Source organism: Paenibacillus sp. Soil787, from assembly GCF_001429545.1.
In the GTDB taxonomy this organism is placed as follows: Bacteria; Bacillota; Bacilli; order Paenibacillales; family NBRC-103111; genus Paenibacillus_E.
In genome coordinates this window covers 68,900-88,733 of the sequence record NZ_LMSP01000010.1, presented here as the reverse complement: position 1 = coordinate 88,733, position 19,834 = coordinate 68,900, and the positions used below count along the sequence as shown (strand labels likewise).

At 42.7% G+C, this 19,834-nt stretch carries 23 protein-coding genes, 1 pseudogene, 1 riboswitch and 1 other annotated feature; of the genes and pseudogenes, 6 read left to right on the top strand and 18 right to left on the bottom strand.

What is annotated here, in order from left to right; all coding sequences use genetic code 11:
• Positions 1–229: 229 nt before the first annotated feature.
• The 3 genes from ASG93_RS11820 to ASG93_RS11810 form a co-directional block, all read right to left on the bottom strand.
• Positions 230–1,450 (bottom strand): ABC transporter permease, encoded by a 1,221-nt coding sequence (locus ASG93_RS11820; RefSeq protein ID WP_056832117.1) that lies wholly within the window; start codon positions 1,448–1,450, stop codon positions 230–232.
• Between the two features lie 14 nt (positions 1,451–1,464).
• Positions 1,465–2,178 carry an ABC transporter ATP-binding protein gene (locus tag ASG93_RS11815; protein WP_056832115.1) on the bottom strand — a complete coding sequence of 238 codons (714 nt, stop codon included), beginning with the start codon at positions 2,176–2,178 and terminating at the stop codon, positions 1,465–1,467.
• 64 nt (positions 2,179–2,242) lie between these two features.
• Positions 2,243–3,241 (bottom strand): helix-turn-helix transcriptional regulator, encoded by a 999-nt coding sequence (locus tag ASG93_RS11810; RefSeq protein ID WP_056832113.1) that lies wholly within the window; start codon positions 3,239–3,241, stop codon positions 2,243–2,245.
• 160 nt (positions 3,242–3,401) lie between these two features.
• Here ASG93_RS11810 and ASG93_RS11805 point away from each other — a divergent pair, with 160 nt between their 5' ends.
• Positions 3,402–3,833: an EVE domain-containing protein gene (locus tag ASG93_RS11805; protein WP_056832111.1), complete on the top strand. Its 432-nt coding sequence runs from the start codon at positions 3,402–3,404 to the stop codon at positions 3,831–3,833.
• 237 nt (positions 3,834–4,070) lie between these two features.
• Here the strand turns inward: ASG93_RS11805 and ASG93_RS34120 are convergent.
• The 4 genes and pseudogenes from ASG93_RS34120 to ASG93_RS11790 all read right to left on the bottom strand — a co-directional run.
• Positions 4,071–4,190 (bottom strand): annotated as a pseudogene (locus tag ASG93_RS34120) (hypothetical protein); the annotation flags it as partial.
• Positions 4,191–4,650: 460 nt separating this feature from the next.
• Positions 4,651–5,370, bottom strand: coding sequence for a DUF4386 domain-containing protein (locus ASG93_RS11800; RefSeq protein WP_056832109.1), 720 nt, complete (start codon positions 5,368–5,370; stop codon positions 4,651–4,653).
• A 12-nt stretch (positions 5,371–5,382) separates the two neighbouring features.
• Positions 5,383–5,541 (bottom strand): helix-turn-helix transcriptional regulator, encoded by a 159-nt coding sequence (locus ASG93_RS11795; protein ID WP_414858857.1) that lies wholly within the window; start codon positions 5,539–5,541, stop codon positions 5,383–5,385.
• A 58-nt stretch (positions 5,542–5,599) separates the two neighbouring features.
• Positions 5,600–6,046 carry a hypothetical protein gene (locus tag ASG93_RS11790; protein ID WP_056832105.1) on the bottom strand — a complete coding sequence of 149 codons (447 nt, stop codon included), beginning with the start codon at positions 6,044–6,046 and terminating at the stop codon, positions 5,600–5,602.
• A gap of 271 nt (positions 6,047–6,317) precedes the next feature.
• Here ASG93_RS11790 and ASG93_RS11785 point away from each other — a divergent pair, with 271 nt between their 5' ends.
• The gene (locus ASG93_RS11785; protein ID WP_056832103.1) at positions 6,318–7,001 is read left to right on the top strand and encodes a hypothetical protein; all 684 of its coding nucleotides are present in this window, start codon (positions 6,318–6,320) and stop codon (positions 6,999–7,001) included.
• 29 nt (positions 7,002–7,030) lie between these two features.
• Here the strand turns inward: ASG93_RS11785 and ASG93_RS11780 are convergent, their stop codons facing one another.
• Positions 7,031–7,285, bottom strand: coding sequence for an isocitrate lyase/phosphoenolpyruvate mutase family protein (locus tag ASG93_RS11780; protein ID WP_235550824.1), 255 nt, complete (start codon positions 7,283–7,285; stop codon positions 7,031–7,033).
• Entirely contained in the window at positions 7,236–7,373 is a 138-nt protein-coding gene (locus ASG93_RS36315; protein ID WP_235550823.1) for a hypothetical protein, read from the bottom strand. Before ASG93_RS36315 ends, ASG93_RS11780 begins: the two co-directional genes overlap by 50 nt.
• A gap of 149 nt (positions 7,374–7,522) precedes the next feature.
• On the opposite strand from ASG93_RS36315, the gene ASG93_RS35015 reads away from it, so the two are divergent.
• Entirely contained in the window at positions 7,523–7,690 is a 168-nt protein-coding gene (locus ASG93_RS35015; RefSeq protein WP_156410876.1) for a hypothetical protein, read from the top strand.
• A 124-nt stretch (positions 7,691–7,814) separates the two neighbouring features.
• The gene (locus tag ASG93_RS11775; RefSeq protein ID WP_056832099.1) at positions 7,815–8,219 is read left to right on the top strand and encodes a CBS domain-containing protein; all 405 of its coding nucleotides are present in this window, start codon (positions 7,815–7,817) and stop codon (positions 8,217–8,219) included.
• A 207-nt stretch (positions 8,220–8,426) separates the two neighbouring features.
• On the opposite strand, the gene ASG93_RS35010 is transcribed toward ASG93_RS11775, so the two are convergent.
• A complete protein-coding gene (locus ASG93_RS35010) occupies positions 8,427–8,561 on the bottom strand; it encodes a DUF3231 family protein (RefSeq protein ID WP_268796007.1) in 135 nt (44 codons plus the stop codon).
• Positions 8,562–8,760: 199 nt separating this feature from the next.
• A riboswitch (Lysine riboswitch) is annotated at positions 8,761–8,949 on the bottom strand.
• Positions 8,922–9,404, bottom strand: coding sequence for a CcdC protein domain-containing protein (locus tag ASG93_RS11770; RefSeq protein ID WP_056832097.1), 483 nt, complete (start codon positions 9,402–9,404; stop codon positions 8,922–8,924). (Overlaps the previous riboswitch by 28 nt.)
• A gap of 183 nt (positions 9,405–9,587) precedes the next feature.
• Between ASG93_RS11770 and ASG93_RS35900 the strand changes: the two genes are divergently transcribed.
• On the top strand, positions 9,588–9,749 hold the full coding sequence (locus tag ASG93_RS35900) for a hypothetical protein (protein ID WP_198146514.1): 162 nt from the start codon (positions 9,588–9,590) through the stop codon (positions 9,747–9,749).
• A 66-nt stretch (positions 9,750–9,815) separates the two neighbouring features.
• Here the strand turns inward: ASG93_RS35900 and ASG93_RS11765 are convergent, their stop codons facing one another.
• From ASG93_RS11765 to ASG93_RS11735, 7 genes are all read right to left on the bottom strand, one after another.
• On the bottom strand, positions 9,816–11,318 hold the full coding sequence (locus tag ASG93_RS11765; RefSeq protein WP_056832095.1) for an MDR family MFS transporter: 1,503 nt from the start codon (positions 11,316–11,318) through the stop codon (positions 9,816–9,818).
• A gap of 239 nt (positions 11,319–11,557) precedes the next feature.
• Complete coding sequence (gene asd / locus ASG93_RS11760; RefSeq protein ID WP_082614866.1) at positions 11,558–12,643, bottom strand: aspartate-semialdehyde dehydrogenase; 1,086 nt, start codon at positions 12,641–12,643, stop codon at positions 11,558–11,560.
• Between the two features lie 148 nt (positions 12,644–12,791).
• Positions 12,792–13,058 (bottom strand) — a binding site (T-box leader).
• Between the two features lie 496 nt (positions 13,059–13,554).
• Positions 13,555–14,163, bottom strand: coding sequence for a transglutaminase-like domain-containing protein (locus tag ASG93_RS11755; RefSeq protein ID WP_056832092.1), 609 nt, complete (start codon positions 14,161–14,163; stop codon positions 13,555–13,557).
• A 40-nt stretch (positions 14,164–14,203) separates the two neighbouring features.
• Positions 14,204–15,304, bottom strand: a complete 1,101-nt coding sequence (locus ASG93_RS11750) for an ABC transporter permease (protein WP_056832090.1) — start codon at positions 15,302–15,304, stop codon at positions 14,204–14,206.
• Entirely contained in the window at positions 15,301–16,251 is a 951-nt protein-coding gene (locus ASG93_RS11745) for an ABC transporter ATP-binding protein (protein WP_235550822.1), read from the bottom strand. The genes ASG93_RS11750 and ASG93_RS11745 overlap by 4 nt, the downstream gene beginning before the upstream one ends.
• A 206-nt stretch (positions 16,252–16,457) precedes the next feature.
• Complete coding sequence (locus ASG93_RS11740) at positions 16,458–17,315, bottom strand: alpha/beta fold hydrolase (protein WP_056832088.1); 858 nt, start codon at positions 17,313–17,315, stop codon at positions 16,458–16,460.
• Positions 17,316–18,226: 911 nt separating this feature from the next.
• Positions 18,227–18,454 carry a YolD-like family protein gene (locus tag ASG93_RS11735; protein ID WP_056832086.1) on the bottom strand — a complete coding sequence of 76 codons (228 nt, stop codon included), beginning with the start codon at positions 18,452–18,454 and terminating at the stop codon, positions 18,227–18,229.
• Between the two features lie 197 nt (positions 18,455–18,651).
• On the opposite strand from ASG93_RS11735, the gene ASG93_RS11730 reads away from it, so the two are divergent.
• On the top strand, positions 18,652–19,212 hold the full coding sequence (locus tag ASG93_RS11730; RefSeq protein ID WP_056832084.1) for a DJ-1/PfpI family protein: 561 nt from the start codon (positions 18,652–18,654) through the stop codon (positions 19,210–19,212).
• The last annotated feature ends 622 nt before the right edge of the window (positions 19,213–19,834 follow it).

Genomic DNA, 19,834 nt, shown 5'->3' with positions numbered 1-19,834 from the left:
CAAATCCGGGACTTTGGAAAGAGCCCACATATTCATAGTAGTTGACTCACTTGGACACTCCTCATAGCCCTTGCGGGTGATAAACCACTTATCCCCAACTTTATGCATAATTTATCCATAACAAGCTAATATCATAATTTCCTATACCAAAAAAAGCAGGCGACTACCTGCTCTTCAATGTGTATTCAATTATAGTTTTCCGTCGTAATCTGCTGACCACTAGCACAACTTAATACCAACTTGTAAATACAGAAGAAGTCCCATAAGCTAACGGGATTGCGGCTCCGACCATCAGTAGAGGCCCCCACCAGGTGAAGAAAGAGATCCCCATACATAGGCTGATTAAGATCAGTGCCGGCAGTACAAGAATAGGAATTGTAGATTGTAGAGCTTGATGTTTCGTTGTGTCCTGGATAGGAAAAAGAGTCAGAAACGGAGCTGTTAATTCATCCTTACAGAATGATTTTCTCCAAAATACCAAAAGGCATGCAGCAAGGATCCAGATCGTCATTTTAAGGGCTCCCGGCAAAATAAACATAGCTGCACTGATGACAGCGACGAACTGTATCGTTTGTTTCCATTGTGTACCATTTCTAAAAAAGGATTTCGTTAATAAATCAGCGATTCCGTTGCTAGCCCCTTTCCCTTTGAACAAACGCTGCGATTTCCCGAATAAAAGGGGATACTTCCGTGTCGGTTTTCTTTTCCGCTCAACAACACGAATTAACATCAGAGAGACAATTCGCATCCGTGAATCTCTTTCTCTGGCGATATCAGCGAAGAAGGCCCCTTTCTCTTGCAGCCGCATTTTGCTTAAGAAAACAGCCAGCACTAGAAAAAGAAGAATAGCCGCCCAACTATAATAAATGTTATGACTAACCTCCGTAACTAACACTTGATACAAGAAGAATAGACCTGCAAAAATCACAATCCGCAACAACCAAAGCACAATGCCATTTAAACGAAGTGTAAGCAATTGGCGAAGCAAGCCTAAATTTATTTTCAGCAGATACGTAAGCAACCATAAACAAATAACTTGTAACACGCTATAGGCATACGTTTGAACTAATAAAGGAAGAAATACGAGCATCAATATTAACGTAGTGATCCCCTGCAGCACTAGAGAGTATCTATAGCCAAGCAGCATGAGATGCCGAAACCATTTCTGATTCTGCCTTAGAAAAAGCTGGTCCCCCTCTTCAACAAAGTATCGAATAGTTCCTAGCCAAGTGAATATATAGAAGACCGCTGTAATCATAAACATCGATATCCAACTAAACCAAGAAGGCTGAGTCGCCCACCAAGAGTAATACTGATAGCCAGCCACTATCATCAAAGGAATAACAAAATAAATCGCAATGACCCAATCCACAGCCATTCGTAAAGCCCGATACTGGAAATGCCAATCCGAACGCACTCTTCGTGTGAAAACTTGAAAACTGCTCTTCAACCCATTGTCCCCCTTCATAGTAACGAATGGAAGCAGTCGAACAAAGGCGCGTCGGGCATGCCGCATTGCTGCCTAATATCCTGCAGTGTTCCATTCGCTACCAATCTGCCACCTGATAGAAGTACAAACGAGCTGCAAATCCGTTCTGCTGTATCTAACACATGGGTACTCATTAGAATGCCTGCACCGCGCTTGCGTTCCTCATCCAACATCCCTAAGAAATCTTTAATCGCTTTCGGATCCAATCCAATGAAAGGCTCGTCTACAATATAGACATCTGGTTTATTCAAAAAGCCGAGGATGAGCATAATTTTCTGCTGCATCCCTTTGGAAAACTTTCCGGGCAGTTGATGCTTTTCATCCAACAGTCTGAACCGATGCAAGAGATCATCCGCACGTTCTAGGAAAACCGTTCGATCCAGATCGTAGACGGAAGCAGCAAATTCCATATGCTCCCATAACGTCAACTCATCATACAGGATTGGATGCTCCGGAATGTAACCATAGCTTTTTCGTTCACCCATAAAGGAGATTTTACCCTTGAAATCCTTCAATAAACCAAGGATGCTCTTAATCGTCGTACTCTTCCCAGCTCCATTTGGACCTAATAGACCCACCAGTTCACCTTGTCGAACATCAAAGTGGATATTTTTAACAATATCTGGCACCTCATCATAACCAGCCTGATCAATTTGTACTTCTAATACCGCTAATCGTTCTTTTGACATTCTCGGTCACGATCCCTTCTACCCTCATCATATATCACACATCTTCGCGGGTCCAATATTTGCTCTATTTAGAAGATTCCTGTTCCCGATAAGCTTCGACAAGAAACGCTGCGTGAACTTTGATGCTCTCGCGCAACGATTGTGGCTCTAACACACGAGCGTATCGCCCCCAACTGAGCACCCATTGGAGAATATCTTGTTCATTTCGGCAATGCAGCGTCGCAAGGACATCGTCCTCTCGTTCTTCCAAATTTGTTAAATAGAATGAGGGATTTTCTCGAACCCAAGGAAGTGCCTCTTTCGCAAACGATACGGTCACTTCTTGATGAAAGTTTTGTTCCGGCTCATACTCGTGCATCCGAAATTCAGAGGGACGCTCAAAAGTGTCTGACAACAGATTAACAGACTCCATACGCTCTAAACGAAATTGACGCAGTTCATTGCGCATGGTGCAATGACCCACGAAGTACCAAATTCCTCTGAGATGAATGAGTCCGTAGGGATGAACGTTACGAATGCCTGAGGGTTCACCTGAGGGTTCTTCGGATGCATAAGGGGAAGATTTACGGCTTCTATACGTAAAGGAAAGATCACGTTGTTCCAAAACGGCTCTTCGTACAAGCCCCAATATTTCTTGGGCGGATTCTGTTACGTTTGGGGCATGAAAAGCTTCGTCCAAGTTCAGGAGATGAATACTGTCCCGAAGCTGTTGAACCTGTTTCCGCTGCTGTTCAGGCATGATTGTCTCTATTTTCTCCTGTGCGGCATGCGCTGCTTCACCATATGTGCTATCAAAAGTATTAGCTACATAGTCGCTCCCAAGTAACAGCATGGATGCCTCTAGAGCTGTAAATTGAATCGGAGGTAGAAAGAACCCTTCCATGAGCTCATATCCAATACCTGGTGTAGAGCGCAGTGGTATGCCTGATATTGAGAGGGCCTCCATATCTCGGTACACCGTACGGACGCTCATTTCGAAGCGGCTTGCCAAATCTTCGGCTCGCACTACCCCTTTTCTCTGTAGTTCCAGAAGAATTGCAAGCATACGATCAGAACGTTTCATGAAAAAAGCCTCCGTCTTGCTCCTGACAATACGTTGTCAAGAGCAGGTTGTTATAATGAACATATTCTCACATCAAGCAGGAGAATCCTACATCAGAATTTCTCATTACAATTAAAATTGGCTTGGCCAGAAAAATTGAACTCGAGGCTGTGTGATTGATATGGAAAATAATCATGTTCGTTATTGGATTGGAGTCGTTTCAAAATCACACGTCATGAGAGGAGTAGAAGGCGGCTTTGCACAATTGTGTCACGGAAAAGCCGCTCCATTAAAGCGAATGAGACAGGGAGATTGGCTAATCTATTACTCCCCAAAAACGGATTTAAATGGCGGTGAACCTTTACAGGCATTTACAGCAATTGGACAAGTGAGAGATGACGAAGTGTACGAGTATCCTATGAGTGAATCCTTCATTCCATATCGACGCAACATAGATTATTATGAGTGTACGGAGGCTCCCGCCCATTCCCTCTTGGACAGAATAAGTTTCACCAAGGGAAACCGAAATTGGGGATATCGATTTCGCATGGGACACTTTGAAATTGATCAAATGGATTTCACAGTTATATCAGAGGCTATGAGAAAGCCATGAGTTTTCTACAATTGATTGCACAAATGGATAAAGTGGAATCCCTTTTAAAATAAAGGATTCCACTTTTTGTTTTTAGAGTTTGTCCCTCATACTGGCAAACAGAAAAGGCCCCCAAACGACGACTCATCATTCCGATGAGCAGTACTGTTATGCGGAGCTACCGCACAATTTCCGGCTGTGTATAGGCCTCATTCGAAATAAAGCTTCCGAAGTGACTGTATTCTCCGGGGGTTAGGCCGGTCCACAGCTGTTGCTGCCCAGACCATTCTGCCTGTAATCCAAGTTGAGTGTAATGAAATCCCGTGGAACAAGATCACTCGCATGTTTAGCTGCTTCTAAGTCAGCTTCTGTATAGCGTCGTCCGTATTGATAATTTCCAGCAAAGTAAGAAAAACCTCAGGCCGTGCCTTTGGTCTTTCGTATAAACCCCTTTTTTTGTGCATAAGGAGAAATGGACGTTGGGTATAAAGGAGGAACTATGATTCAAAGCCACAATAACTGCGAAAGTGCAGGTATTTTTAATGAAATCAATTTCAGATTGGAAAAGCCTGCTAATATACAGGAATTTTTAGCTTTTCCATTCTGAAATATAAAAAAGACTGAAAAAGCCTGCAGAATTGCAGAAATTTACGAGATATGTGCTATTTAAAGAAAAAAGCATGTACATTTGCATGGTTTCTCCCATAACCACAGACACGCCTTCTCTCGCTTACTTGGTGGCTTCCGTGCGGGTGTGATGGGCACAATTTCCCATAAAGAGAAAAAACTCCCATCGCGGGAGTTGGTTTTGTGAATATAACAATTTAAGAATGCATAGCTATTGCCGCTGTTGAACCTTTACACCCTTAATTAGAAGCCAGAAAGCTAAGGATAACTCCCCAATCACACCAGGTACGGCTACAATCAGTTGGAATATCGTTTTGTAGTCGGCGTAGTTGGGTAGAAGAAAATGTGCAAGACTATCTATAACATATCCCGCAGATGCAAGGATCAAGAAGATCCCAATTATTCTTGGTATATAGCCTCCTGACTTGATGATTAAATAACCAACGACCAGTAAATGAAATCCAAAAAATACTAACCCAATCAGCCATCCATTTCTAAATGCATCGATCAGTAACATCACCTGAGCCTGTAATTGATCTGTTGTGAATACCTTCAAGTATTCAGCACCACTTAGAAGTGGTAAAACATTCAAAAGGTTAGACAAAGCGATTCCAAAAATAGCGGTGTACACCAACCTAAACCACGCCGCGAGCATGGCAAGATTCTCATTAACGGGTTTGAGCAGAACATACAGTGCCCAAGCTACCAGCACATCAAGAATAAGTACGATGACAAAGCTGATAAATCCACTCCGAAATAACATATCATTGGCTATGATGTTATTAGCAGTAGCTGCTTCATCACCCGAAACAATTAGACCCTCAAGAACAGTAAAATTAGAAAACATAGCAAGTATGGCCATAAGTAGAAGCCCGAACCCAGCGACTCTAGAATAAAAAAGCGGTGAATCTTCGGTATTAAGGTTTATCATTTTTAACCCCTCCTAATTTTCCTCAAAAGAGAACACTTCTTCCAACTTTCGACCGAAGACGTTAGCAATACGAAAAGCCAATTCCAGAGAAGGAGAGTAATTCCCTTTCTCGATGGCAACAATGGTCTGTCGTGTCACCCCTACTTTATCCGCTAATTGTTGTTGGGTCATTTCATCATGATTAAAACGTAAGGTCCGAATGTTGTTGCTAATGTGCCCCTTGCCCACCTTAAACTCCTCTCCGATAGAGATATAGCTGTGTGCTGATCCCAACCACCTCTGACAATAACCCAGAACCAATAAGTATGATGAACATGACATAGGGTGGTTGATCCATGACCAGCGGTATCATGGATAGAAGAAAACCAATGATAAAGACATAATGAGAATTTCTGGTGGATTTCAATGCAATTAATTTGTCCAACTCATCTGTAATGAATGGTTCTTTCTCCTTCGTTGCTAGGGTATTGATTATACTGAAAACGATATGAATGATGACTTTTGCTACAATCGACACCGGGATTAAGATTAAGATGAAGGCCCCCCAGAAGCTGAATTCATTCGAAGTGTGAAAGCTCCCTTCTTGGTACTTTTGAAACACATACACACTATAGATAGAAAAAATCAGTAAGGTGGCAAATAAAGATACGATATTTCTCTTTTCTTGAAAGGACATATTCACCTCTCCTTTTTTGTCAATATTTATAAATAAGTAAAGTATTATATACATAACATACCGTTTACTATACATGATGTCAAGTTTATTTTACATCCCAGATTTTAAGATTAAGATCAGAAGTTTATGCAAAAAGAGCAAAGGCGGTGGCCTCTGCTCTTCAGGTTATACGATTTATACGATTTATATTGTGTTTTACTATCACGTACTCCATATTTAAATGGACAAGCCCTTATTTTCAAATTAAATCGACTGGTTGAGGTGAACTGCTATGAAAGAACAAAAAATACATACGTATGAAGAGGCCGTTCAACTTATCCATGAAGTCGGTATTCTACCTTTAGCTCCATTAATCCCAGATCACCCATCACTCTATCAGGTCACTCACGGTGAGCCGTGGTTAACTGGCACAGATTTAGATCCTTGGGTGTGGCGAGCACGGTTTCCGAGCGACGGTACGGCTGCCTATGGCAAATTCCTAAAGAAAAAATCAGTTTTCATTTCACGCAAACTGTTCCCATGGATCAAAGCCATATTAGGAAGCCCTCAACCTATTGAAGATCGGTATAAGCACGGCCTTGTTTCAAAAGCTTCTGTAGAGCTCTTCCATCAAGTCAAAGAAGACGAAGGAATTGAAACAAGGTCGTTAAGATTTAAAACGGGCATGAACGCCAAAGAAATGAAAAAAACCTTTGGACAAGGTATATTGGATTTACAAGGCACGTTGGATATCGTTATTTCCGGTGTCAAAGAAAGCAGAATATCGTTAGATGAGAACAGCGCATGGCAAAGCACTTCATTCGAAACAGCGGATCATTGGATGGAGAGCGTTGGATTACACGAATTCAATATTGACCCCAAGATTGCCAAAGAAAAATTGCACGCTCGATTAAAAAGCAGTTGTAGTCCCGATTCCATGAAATATTTCGCTAAACTGTTTCAGTTCGAAGCCTGATCTTACGCGTTAATCTGGTGAATTATTGGTTAATTAAATAATATCGATGTATCCTGAGACTCATAAATCTGAGCCGCACAATGATCCAATAAGTTGTTAACCTTCCGATATAACGCTCCTCGAATGCTTAACCGCTTGACTCCAAGCTCCTTGAGCTTGTTGCAGTTAGTAAGTCCCGGCAAAGACATAATATTTAGCGGGGCATTTATTTGCGATACGATTGCTCTGATTTCGTCATCTTCTTTCAATCCGGGAACAAAATATCGTTTGATCATCTTCTCCATAACCAGACTCAATATCTGCAGTAACAGGTATTTTCACATGATCTACGATCATTTTTACAACATTAAGCTGTATGGCAAATTCAATCATTTCTCCGTCCGAATATCCTAAGCTTTTCGCTACTCCCCAACTCGTTGTACCTGCCCTTCATTATTCGACTGTCTTCTACACCCTCATACGCGAACTACATAACGAAACTTATACTATTGAAACAATTATTATGATTAAAGGAGCTTAGAATGCTGACCAATATTGAGGAAAGAAAGATCACAAATGGAGATATTGACCTGATGATTGCCGAGATTGAGGAAGGCTGGAGAGAGTTGAGTATGATCGGTATGTCTTGTCGGGATATTAGGGAGGATCTGGTTAGGCTATCGCAAGTTTTGGATGAACTCATGTATTAAGCTACCGGTGCATATTCTGGCGACTCCTGCCAAAATGGAAACATCTCCCAATGCCTTTGTAAGCTATTTATGTTTTAATTAACATATCATGATTTGAAATTTCAGAGAAAAGGAGTTTATAACCATGAAAATAGCCTCTTTTCTATTGCCCAAAGACAAGGTTGCCTTTATCACATCGTCAGCTTCCATGAAGGAAGCGTTAGAAGAATTGGAAAATCACTATTACACAGCACTTCCCCTCGTGGATAGTGACGGGAAATATGTAGGTACATTGTCGGAAGGTGATCTGTTATGGACGTTAAAGAATACACCTGGGATTCATTTTGATAATTTAGATCAAGTACAAGTGAGCGAAATCGAGAAACATATTCACAATGAGTCCGTTTCAATTAATGCATATATGGAGGATATGCTGGCGTTAGCAGCCGATCAAAATTTTGTTCCGGTTGTTGATGACGACAATATCTTCATAGGCATTATTCGCCGGAAAGATATTATTGAGTATTATATGAGAAACATTACCGATTAATAAACCTAATGCCCCTGATTCAAGTGAGGATTGACTTGGCAAGGCAATACTCTTTCCCCTGTTTTCTACTCGAAACCTCATTTCAAGACACTATTGCCTCCATAATGGCCGAATTCACGATCAATCCCAACGTTTAATCTATGCTCTTTAAGACGGAATAAGCTGCCCAATTAAGTTGCGGCAGCTTACTCGTGTTATTCATTTCCATCACGATTTCGTTAATTGTCTTCTATCTTCTACTTGTGGCGGTTCCTCCAACCAACCGTGTTTGATCATTATTTCTCCACCGTTTTTGATAAAAGGTATAATTTCCTTAGCAAGTCGAACCATCGTCAGCGGCAAATCACATACAGGAATTAACTTAATCCCATTTTCAATAAATGCAAAGCCCTCAAAGCCCTCAAAGTCATCATAATCTCCTAAAGAAAAAGGATTAGGAAGATGGTTAGCAAAAATGCTTATACTGGTTCGTGGAAAACCGCAAAAAAGCCGCCTCTCTTCATAAATAAGTCAGGCAGCTTCTACTCCCTCATTTATCCTGTATCAAGATAGCACAACATACTGTTTTGGATTGGGCAGTATGACAGTTCCGCTCCTTTCGGAAACGGCCCCAGCCGGGCACGGTCAGTATACCGTGCTGCTTCGGCAATGTTGCCTTTTCATCGGAATCAACAGTCTCTACTGGACTTCCTCCAGTTGGAGTTAAATATTCACTACAGCTTGCTTCGAAGAGCTGACACCTCGGAATTTAATAAAACTAATGATCCGCCAAGTCGCGATGTAGCCAAAGGTCATCAGGTTGCACATAAAGCTAAGTGTGCTTGGATCGATTGATTTTATAGTCGCAATTGCAAGGAAACGAAGTGCAAAGATCACGATCAGCAGCACAAAGACCGTTTTACTACGCTTAATAAACGTGTTCCCATTATCTCGAACTTCAAAGTTGGTCGTCACAATAAGCGGAATCGAAACAATCATACCGATCAACAAAGCAATGATTACTTGCTCTCCGCTAATATGCAGCGTTGGATCAAACAATTGCATAAGTGAAGTAGAAATGTATAGGATAGGCAGCAGCAACGTTACTCCCGATTTCCTTAGCGGCTTACGCATGCCGCTTAATTGTCCTCGCAGAATGAAAAAGAAAATCAAAGCCGAAATGATCAACGATACTGTTGAATTCATAGTAATGAACACTCCCTTAAAGGATTTTATAGTCTAATTATCACCTGTCAGAGAGTATTTCAAAAGTGAGTCAAGTCACCGGATCGAGGTGACAATCGTCATATTCGTATAACGGATCCGAATAAAAAATTTCATTGGTGGAAAACTATTCCTTGTTGTTATTTTAATAAAGGAGGTGTCACAATGCCCAATCAAGATAATCAGGCAACAAAGGCAGAAGTACAGTCTACGGAGTTAAACAAAATGCCTGTCCCAGGTAAAGATGATACGGAATTTTCCGCAGAGGAAGCGGCAGAGGCATTTAAAGAAAATCAATCCTCCAGCAGCAGATCACAAAATCAATGATCAACATATTGTAATGTAAAAAAAGCCCGGTTCCGCCTTGGACCGGGTTTTTCGATTTCTATAAGATTAATGACTAACTATCATTGGAATTTCAGCACCGTCCGTAGACTCGCCTTCCACCTTCTTGGGCTTTTGCAGCATAAGACCAAGCAATCCGCCGACAACCGCGATACCGAGCAGAATTAAGAATGTGTGCCCAAAGGAAGAAGCATACAAGTCTAAATCCGGCTTCTGCTTACCTGATTCAACCATTAAATTTTTCATCTTCGTTGTAAAGATCGTCATCAAAATGGCGATAGCGAAGGACATCATAACTTGCTGTGCGGCGTTCGTGAGCGACGTTACACGTCCAACCAAATTCTGAGGTGCGGATTGGATTAAATGATTATTGAGAGGCATCATGAACAGCCCCATTCCCGCGCCTAGCAGTGCAAGCGGCAGGATCACTGTACCTATACCTGAATCACCAGAAATATTGGACAGTAACAAGGCTGAAATCGTCGTAAGAGCCATACCTGCCAAGACGAGAGGACGCGCTCCGAAACGATCTGACAGTTTACCGCCAATTGGCATAAATAGACCGGAAGCTAGGGCTTGCGGAAGCATGATGAGCCCTGTCTTCAGAGGACTATATCCATGGGCCTGTTGTAAATATAGGGGGACAAGGAACATGGTTCCGAACATAGCAATCTGTGAAATCCATTGCACGATGATCCCTTTCGTAAAATTACCTGAGCGGAATACGCGAAGCTCGAGAAGCGGATTCTCACGTCTTAATTCCACGATAACGAATAAAATAAGCGCCACAATACCGATTCCTGAGCCGATCAGCGTATCTGCATCCATCCATGTGGATTTCCCGGTGATCGGGTCAATCCCACCATTAGAAACGCCATATACTAGCGCTGCAAAGGCAATTGGCCCTAATAGCATGCCAAGTAAATCCAAGGATGCAACCGACTGTCGCCCAATATTCGGTAATGTACGGATTCCGAGAATAATTCCGATGACGCCGATAGGCAGGTTAATCATGAATATCCACTGCCAGCTGTGATACTCGACTAACCAGCCTGCAATAACGGGGCCAAGCGCCGGACCGAGCAAGATCGGAATACCCATCATGCCCATGACGGCCCCTACTTTTCCCGGCGGCGACAGACGATAGATAAACGCCATGGCAATCGGTACAACAACACCGCCACCCAAGCCTTGGATGATACGGAAAGTAATCAGCATTTCAACCGAATTAGCCAGCGCACATAGACCAGAACCAATAGTGAAAAGACCTACCGAGATCAAGAATATTTTTTTGGCGCCAAATCTGTCGGATAGCCAGCCCGCTAACGGAATGACCGCTGCTTGTGCCAGCGCATATCCGATCACGGTCCACTGTACTAAGGACAAGTTCAATAGTTTAAATTCTTCCTGCAGCTTGGGAAGAGCAACATTTACCGCCGTTCCATCCAAAATGACCATGAAAATACCAACCACAATTGCCACCAACGGCCCTAATATGCTTCGCATTGAAAACGGGGCTTCTGTTGCTGCATTGTTTTTACCTGAAGACATGTATTCCCTCCATCCGATTCAGCATCTTCTGCTGATTCTCTCTTGTCTAATATATATTATTACGGACAATTGTCCGTTTCTCCATGATGCTAACGAAATACAGTTTATTTGTCAATAGGCTGGGAAATGTTCTCGAATCAAGTGATATCGTTTCCTGTTGAAAGAGGAAAGGACCGCCAAATGGCAGCCCTAATGGAGTCTACATTAATGCGATAAGAAGATCTCTTTCTGCAATCCTTCTACTTTGCCTGAATGTACCCTTCAGCTTTAAGCAGTTCGGCGATCAGAACAGCACCGCCCGCTGCTCCGCGTAATGTATTATGTGATAGTCCTACAAATTTAAAATCGTAAATGGAATCCTCGCGCAATCTTCCCGCCGAAACACCCATACCGCGCTCAATTTCACGATCAAGTTTAGTCTGTGGCCTGTTCTCTTCTTCAAAATAAGTAATGAACTGTTTTGGCGCGCTTGGCAGACCAAGCTCCTGTGGCCGTCCTTTGAATTGCAGCCACCGATCAAGAATTTCTTCCTTCGAAGGTTTCTTCTCGAACGATACAAATACGGTAGCCAAATGCCCATCCGTTACTGGAACGCGAATACATTGCGTTGTAATTAAAGGTACACTTGCTTTAATAATTTCATCATTTACAATGCTGCCCCATATGCGCAGTGGTTCCTGCTCGCTTTTTTCTTCCTCGCCGCCAATATAAGGAATGACATTATCTAACATGTCCGGCCAATCGGTAAAGTTTTTACCTGCTCCGGAAATCGCCTGATACGTCGATGCAACCACTTTGGTTGGTTTGTAATCTAGCAGTGCATGAAGGGCCGGCACATAGCTCTGGATTGAACAGTTCGGCTTAACGGCAATAAATCCGGTCGAGGTTCCGAGTCGTTTTCTCTGTGCAGCAATTACTTCAATATGCCCTGGATTAACTTCCGGAATGACCATCGGGATGTCAGGCGTCCAGCGGTGAGCCGAGTTATTGGAAATAACGGGTGTGCCCGTTTTTGCGTATGCCTCTTCCAACGCTTGAATTTCATTCTTTTTCATATCCACAGCACAAAAAATAAAATCGACCTGGGCGGCAACCTCCTCAACTTTGGAAGCATCTTGGACAACGATATTTTTAACTTCTTCAGGGATTGGGCCGGACAACTTCCATCTTCCTTGCACAGATTCTTCATATGTTTTACCTGCCGAACTACTACTAGCTGCGATGGCCGTTACTTTAAACCAAGGATGTTGATCCAGCAACTGAACAAACCGCTGACCAACCATACCTGTTCCTCCGACAATACCAACCTTCAGTTTTTCTGACATAAGATATTCAAATCCTTTCAAAATAGCATGATTAAGGGGAACCCTAAATATATATTCAAACTGTCTGATTCGGTGTAACGCATGTTTCACGTGAGCTATATTTCTTATGCACCAATAAAAAAATCCCACCCCCAAGACTATAGTCAGTCTTAGGGACGAGATTGTATATACTCGTGGTACCACCCCAAATTCGCTAATATGTCGCCATATCAGCCTCTTCAAGTACGGCATTACCATGTAATGCGTATACTTTAGCTCTGTAACAGGAGCTCCTGACACACCATCACTCTTTTCAAAAGGATCCGATGAGCTGCTCTGAGGCTTTTTTCAATAAAGTACTCTTCACTCCTTTTCAGCAAACCGGAGCTCTCTGTGAAAGAATTCATTTATTTACTCTTCTCTTCATCGCATTTGATTATTGCGATTATATTATCAAAAAACCATTGTAAGGTAAATATAATTTTTAGAAATTCGAAAACTATACAAGTTTGGCATATCTCCATTCGTTCAGCACCGTCGAATGAAGACTTCTTCTTCATCGAACATAAGAAAAACCGTCAGGGTAGATCACCCCCATTATGCAACATCGAAGGGATATGAGGTGGATTCTACAAAAAATGCAGCAATTCTAACCAAAAGTAGCTCTACCTCGAAACTTATACTTTTCTAAATAAAAAAGAAGCTGGATCATCGATCTCAGCTTCTTCATTCTTGCGTCTACCTGAAAGGAGAAATTAACCATATTGCAGGCGATACTTCATTCAATTTTCAATTCCAAGATGGATACATTTTTTAATACGAACATTATCCGGTAAACAGGTTTTCTTTCTTTTCCGTTTTTAACGCAATAGTTAATATTATGCCCAAGAAAAAGTAAAATATACATGGATACGTTTTTTTTCGCTAAATGATTATAAACTAGACGGTAGACCATGTAGATACATCTTTATACAATCTGTATTTTGCTTTAATGCATGAATTGTTTTTGAGTTTGGATGTTTATATATCTCTGGATGATCCACTTCGTTGTATTCTTCTCTTACCAAAAAAGCCAGTTTTTCTTCATCTGTGGAGAATTCCGCATGAACATTAACTTTATTTCCACGTGCATCTAGGCGAACCCATCCTCCTATGGATTTAAGGTAAACTGCATTTAAAGCATGGATACAGTACCCTGTTTCTGATGTGTCGCCTATTGTAAGTCGTTGATAACAAAAACCAGTTGGAATCCCTTTGCTTCTTAATATGGCACATAACAGATTAGACTTTGCGTAACAAATACCTTCCTTAAAGAATAGTGCTTCCGAGGCTTTACATGTGATTCTTGAACTTTGAATATCCCAAGAATGAGATATTTCATCACGAACAAATTCAAAAGCTTTTTTCACAAAATCATCTTCGTTATTTGATTCGTTATATAATTCTGTTGCTTTTTCTTTAATCGAAAGGTGACTATAATCAACCTCCTCTGTTTCGACTAGATAATCTTCTATAAAATTTGATTCGCTAGACAAGATCATTCTATTTCACCCTCAATCTTAGGAAAAACATAATTTTTCGCTACTCCCACTTGAATGTTAGGCTAGCGATAATGAAGGCTACAAGCATCCAGCCGCCAAGCAGCGCGGCTTCACGCCACACGTCGGCAAGCGAGGCTCCGACATTCATGATTTGGCGCAGCGCTGTGGACAGATGCGAGATCGGCAGCAGCTTAACTACGGGCTGCAGCCAGTCAGGCATGTTCTTGATCGGAAAGAAGACGCCGCCTAGAAATAGAAGCGGGAAGGAGACGAAGCCGGCAATCGGGCCAGCGCTTTCCGGCGTTTTGGCGAGCGCGGCGATGACAAAGCCGATCGACATGAACGTCAGTGTCCCGAGTACGACGAACAATAGCAGAAGCATCCACGAACCGTTCACCTGCGTTCCAAAAATCAGGCTGCCGATCAGCAGCACGATGATCGCCTGCGCGGCATTCAACAGCAGTCGAGCCGTGATTTGCGCAGCAATGAAGCTCCTAGGTTGGAGCGGCGTACTCTGAAGACGCCGAAGGATACCCCGTTCGCGCCAAGATGCGATTTGGCCGGCGACGCCGTTCAGATTGTTATTCATAATCATCATAGCAACGATGCCTGGGACGAGGAAATCGATATACTTCAGGTTAAGGGATTGGACCGCCTGTGATTGAATCGTGATGACTGGGGTGTAACCCAGGATCTGCTTGCTAATGCCATCGGCGATCTGAGACATGATGGGGAGCCCGATCTGATTGGTTGTTTGGCTCGTTTCATCGTAGTAGACGGTGAGTTTGGAACCTTCCATAGAGGCGGATTTAGCACTCACAGCAGCTTCATACCCTTTTGGAACAGCGACGACAAGCTGCCGATCGCCATGCTTAAGATCTTTCATCGCCGCGTCGAGATCTGCGTTTTCAGTTAATTTTAATATAGATAGCTGCTTCATTGAGGATAGAAGCGCCTTCGATGCCGTCGTCTGGTCTTGGTCGATAACGGTGACGGAGAGCGATGTGCTGTCCCCTTTTCCTAAGAATGAACCTAGCATCACCATGAAAAAGATCGGAAAAGCCAGCGTCCAAAACAATACTTGCCGATTTCGCCCAAATAGTCGTAACTGGGATAAGGTTAATTGACGATACGCTTTCATTCTTCCCTCAGGCTCCTTCCCGTCATGTGGATGAACACGTCCTCGAGCGTTGCCGTGCGCGTTTGCAGATCGGAAACCCGGATGTTCTGCTCAGCAGTTTGCTGTACGAATGCGGTCAGCGCATTTTGCAAATGATCCGTGTACAGCACAAACGTGTCTTTGCGCTGGTCAACTTGCTTCACATCAGGCAATGACTGGACAAGCGTCAACACTTCCTGCTTTCGTGCCTCATTTTCTCGAATCTGCTCAGGCAAGCGAAACTCGATGGCGCTGTCTGACTGCAGGCTGTGGACGAGCTGCTCCGGCGTATCCAGAGCAACGATTTGTCCCTTATCCATAAGGCAGATGCGGTCGCAAAGCACATGAGCCTCTTCCATGTAGTGCGTTGAGATCACTACCGTCTTACCGCGCTCCTTCAGGCGAAGCACGATATCCCACAACGTACGCCGGGCTTGAGGATCGAGTCCGGTTGTCGGTTCGTCAAGAAAAACCACCTTTGGATCATTCACGAGCGCCAATGCAATAGCGAGTCGCTGCTTCTGGCCGCCGGATAAGTTTTTGACGCGGTCATTCTTTTTTTCGCGTAATAACATGTCGTCGAGCAGCGGCTCGATCGGCACTGAGCTTGGATAAAAGCTTGCGTACATGCGGATGATCTCGTGAACGTGGAGCAGGTCGAACAGCGACGTCGATTGGAGCTGGACGCCGATGATTTCCTTGACCTTTTTCAAATCTTTTTTCGTATCGAAGCCTGCGACAAGTGCCCTTCCTTCGTCTGGTCTCCTCAGACCTTCGATCATTTCCATCGTTGTCGTTTTGCCCGCCCCATTTGGCCCGAGCAGTCCGAATACTTCTCCTTCACGCACTTGGAAATTGATTCCACTCACCGCGGTGAATTTCCCATACCGTTTGACGAGTCCGTCCACTTCTATGATGGCGTTTGCCAAGGTTGGTTCCTCCCTTTCAATATTCCTGCTATTATTTCTTGTGCCACGATATAAACTGCTGTTATGTATTTGAGAATGTGGAGTAAGATTTCTAGTTCTTATTATAATTCGATAAGCAGCGCGAGCGTTCCTTTTATTTCCTATTTCTCCAAAATGCCTGTTAACGGAACGAAGCTGCATAATATGGTTGATTTAGGCACCAAAGTTCAACTTAGAAAATACCGCTTTACATGCTGTGCCACTTCGACAGGTGCATATTTATTATCTGGTGCGAGATGATCTAGATTTGGTAAAATCGACGTTTGTGTTCGTGAAATGGTTTCACCCAATACTCGAATCATTTGATGCACAGAATCCGGACTCTTCCCCCCAGCAACTAATAGGACATTCGCATCAATCATTTGGTAATTACTGAAAGAGGATGCCAGGCGCTTCACTTCTCTGTGCTCTTTTAAATTTTCTGGCAATAGTTTTTCTATTTGATTCCAATGATTTCCGCGTATCACCAAACGTAAAATAAATTTTGCATACCATTTCGGTAACCGTTTTAAGGGAGTGTGACCTGAACCCCTTACAAAGCTGGCAAATGCCCCTCTAAAATCTTTCTTATTCATGTCATTTTCATATTCTAGCAGCCAATCCCAATCTGTTGGTATCGACTTCATTGTAACGCCTGGTTCATAGACGGCCATTTTCTTAAAAGTACTAGTTCGCGCAGTTTCCAATGCTACAAGCCCACCGTAGCTATGACCGAATACATAGGCTGCTCCCGTTGCTTCTTGTACGCTTTTGACATCTTCACATTCCTTACTGATGGAGTAGTTACTCCCTTGCGGTCCACTCCATCCACGCCCGCGTCGATCCATAACATGGACTGTAAAGGAATCCGACAATTCTTGGGCAAACTTAGTAAAATCATTCGAAGTACTAAGCGCCCCATGGATGACAATGAGACTCGGACCCTTACCTACACTCTGGTATCCAATGGTGGTTCCGTCCTTCGAAACTACGCTTGAATGGGTAAACGAATCCAAGAAGTTCGTATTTGTTTTTGCACTTACCATATCCATTTCCCTCCCCTACAACCCAGTCTCCAGGTGAATAATATTCGTGTTTTCATTATATAATGACGACATTGTTTTTTATTCAAGCCCGGGAATGAAATCACACTCCGTCTTGAGACCGAACCCAATCAAGATAAACCTAGCCTGCGGCTAGGTTCTCAATAATTGTATAGTCGGGGGTGAATAGGCCAGCTAATTGTGCTTATTCCCGCGAACTTCTAGGCAGCTAAACAGGCTAATTTAGCATAAATAGCGCACTGACGTTCCCTTTCAGCAGGATCGATGACTTGCAATCCTCGACGAAAAGCGAAAAGGAACTACGATTCGCTATTTTGCAATATAACTGCCTTTTGCTATGTAGAGGGAACGTCGATTCGCTAATATGCCTCTTTGGCTGAAAATGCTGCTTTTGGAGGGGAAATAAGTGATTGTAGTTCCGTCTAGGTAGCTAAACAGGCAAATTTAGCATAAATAGCGCACTGACGTTCCCTTTCAGTAAGATCGATGACTTGCATATCCTCGACGAAAAGCGAGAGGGAACTACAATTCGCTATTTAGCAATATTGCTGCCTGTTCGAACTTCAATGCATATCGTGAGATAAGACCACAGAGCGTGTTTATCTCCTGTATTTCCTTACTTTCAGCACGAATTAATTAGCATTAAGCAACCGTACCTTGCTTATACCTTCAAATCAGGTTCGATTAGGAAAATAAGCAACCTCAACTTCCCTATTTTCCTAATCGAACCACGTGGAAGGCTCCCCTATCGCAGACTTTTCGGATATAGATACACTCTCAGCACGTTAAATAAGGGGTAAGCTTCGCTTACCCCTTAACATATAAATTTTGGAAAAAAAAGGCATGCTGAGCCCCCAGCATGCCTCCCTTTAGCACAGTCCTATGCAAAAGTATTATTCCACCAATTCTACATTCAAGATATCGTCAAATGCTACCCAATCCGTACCATTTTCGTGAGATAGCTTTACTCTTCTTATCTCTTGATCAATTTTAGTTATTAGACCTGTAATTTGCCCATCCCCAGCCTCATTATAAATCTTTACACGAATAAATTGCTGGTTAAGTAAGGCATTAGCCATTACGTTGGCTATCTTTTTATTCTCACGATTACTACTACTCATTATGACCCCACTCCAATCCCAGAACATTTGTTCTAAACCTATTATACTTTTAGTAGGCTAAGTGGTAAAGAGTCTTTGGGATATAGAGCTTGATTCGTTCGATTCGACAAATCGTATCAAATTCCACCCGTTTACAATGAAACGAGGTTTATTCATAATTATAGGTGGGTTACCATCAATTTCCAAGGAGTGATTCCATGTCAAAGAGGATCTTAATTCTAACTGGTGATGCTGCAGAAGTTCTGGAAGTTTATTACCCTTATTTTCGTGTATTAGAGGAAGGGTACGAGGCCGTAATTGCTTCACCGACGAAGAAAGTACTTCGTACAGTCGTTCACGATTTTATCGACGATTGGGAGACCTATACAGAGAAGCCGGGGCATCTGCTGCCGTCACACATCGCTTTCGTTGATGTGGATCCTAGTCAATATGTTGGTTTAATTATTCCTGGAGGCAGAGCCCCAGAATACATTCGTTCGAACGAACATGTTCCACGTATTATTCGTCACTTCCTTGAAGCTGATAAACCAATCGGCGCTATTTGCCATGCTGCACAGGTATTCTCCGCTTTAAAAGACAATCGTTTTTTTGAAGGCCGCACCATGACTGCCTATAACGCTTGTCGTTTAGATGTGGAGCAGCTCGGAGCATTGTATACGACAGATTCACTTCATGTGGATGGGAAATTAGTCACTGGTCACGCTTGGCCGGATTTACCAGGCTTCATGCGGGAGTTTTTGAAACTGCTCTCCAAGTAACTTACGTTGATTTTATAATAACCTCCGATTTTTTGCAGTACCGCTTGGCCTCCAGAAGTAAGAGAATACGGAGGGCTGCCCCCTGCAGCCCTTTTGATTTTGAACTATTGCTTTCAGTCGTATGACAAAAATTTGTCGTTCAGCTAATCTAGTGCGACCATAAGGCCAAACTGACAGAAAGCAGAGATCCCATAATAATAGGATTCCAAATCTATTGTTTTATTTCGTTATTCTGCCCGAAACCTCAACTAGGTAAAAAATGATTATAATTATTCTTAGAGAGGCAAGGAAGCTCTTCCTTGTGATACCCTTAAAGTACTTTAAGGAAACGGAGGGGTTACGAATGGTAGATTTTATCCGAGTTAGATCTTTACGCGGCTAATTAAATAGCGCTTAAGATTCTGTCTGTGTACAGAGGACTCAGGATAAGTTTGTCCATTTATAACCCTGAATTGATACTTTCTATCGTGATCAAACAACGCGGCTTAAAATAAGGTGAAACATCCTTATCAACCAAACCGTGGATTGTTTTCTTTTGTCCGATACGATAGTCATTGTCCTCAACCACAGACAACACAAGCACCTTGCTTGTGTTGTTTCTTTTTTACTCCTTAATTTGAAA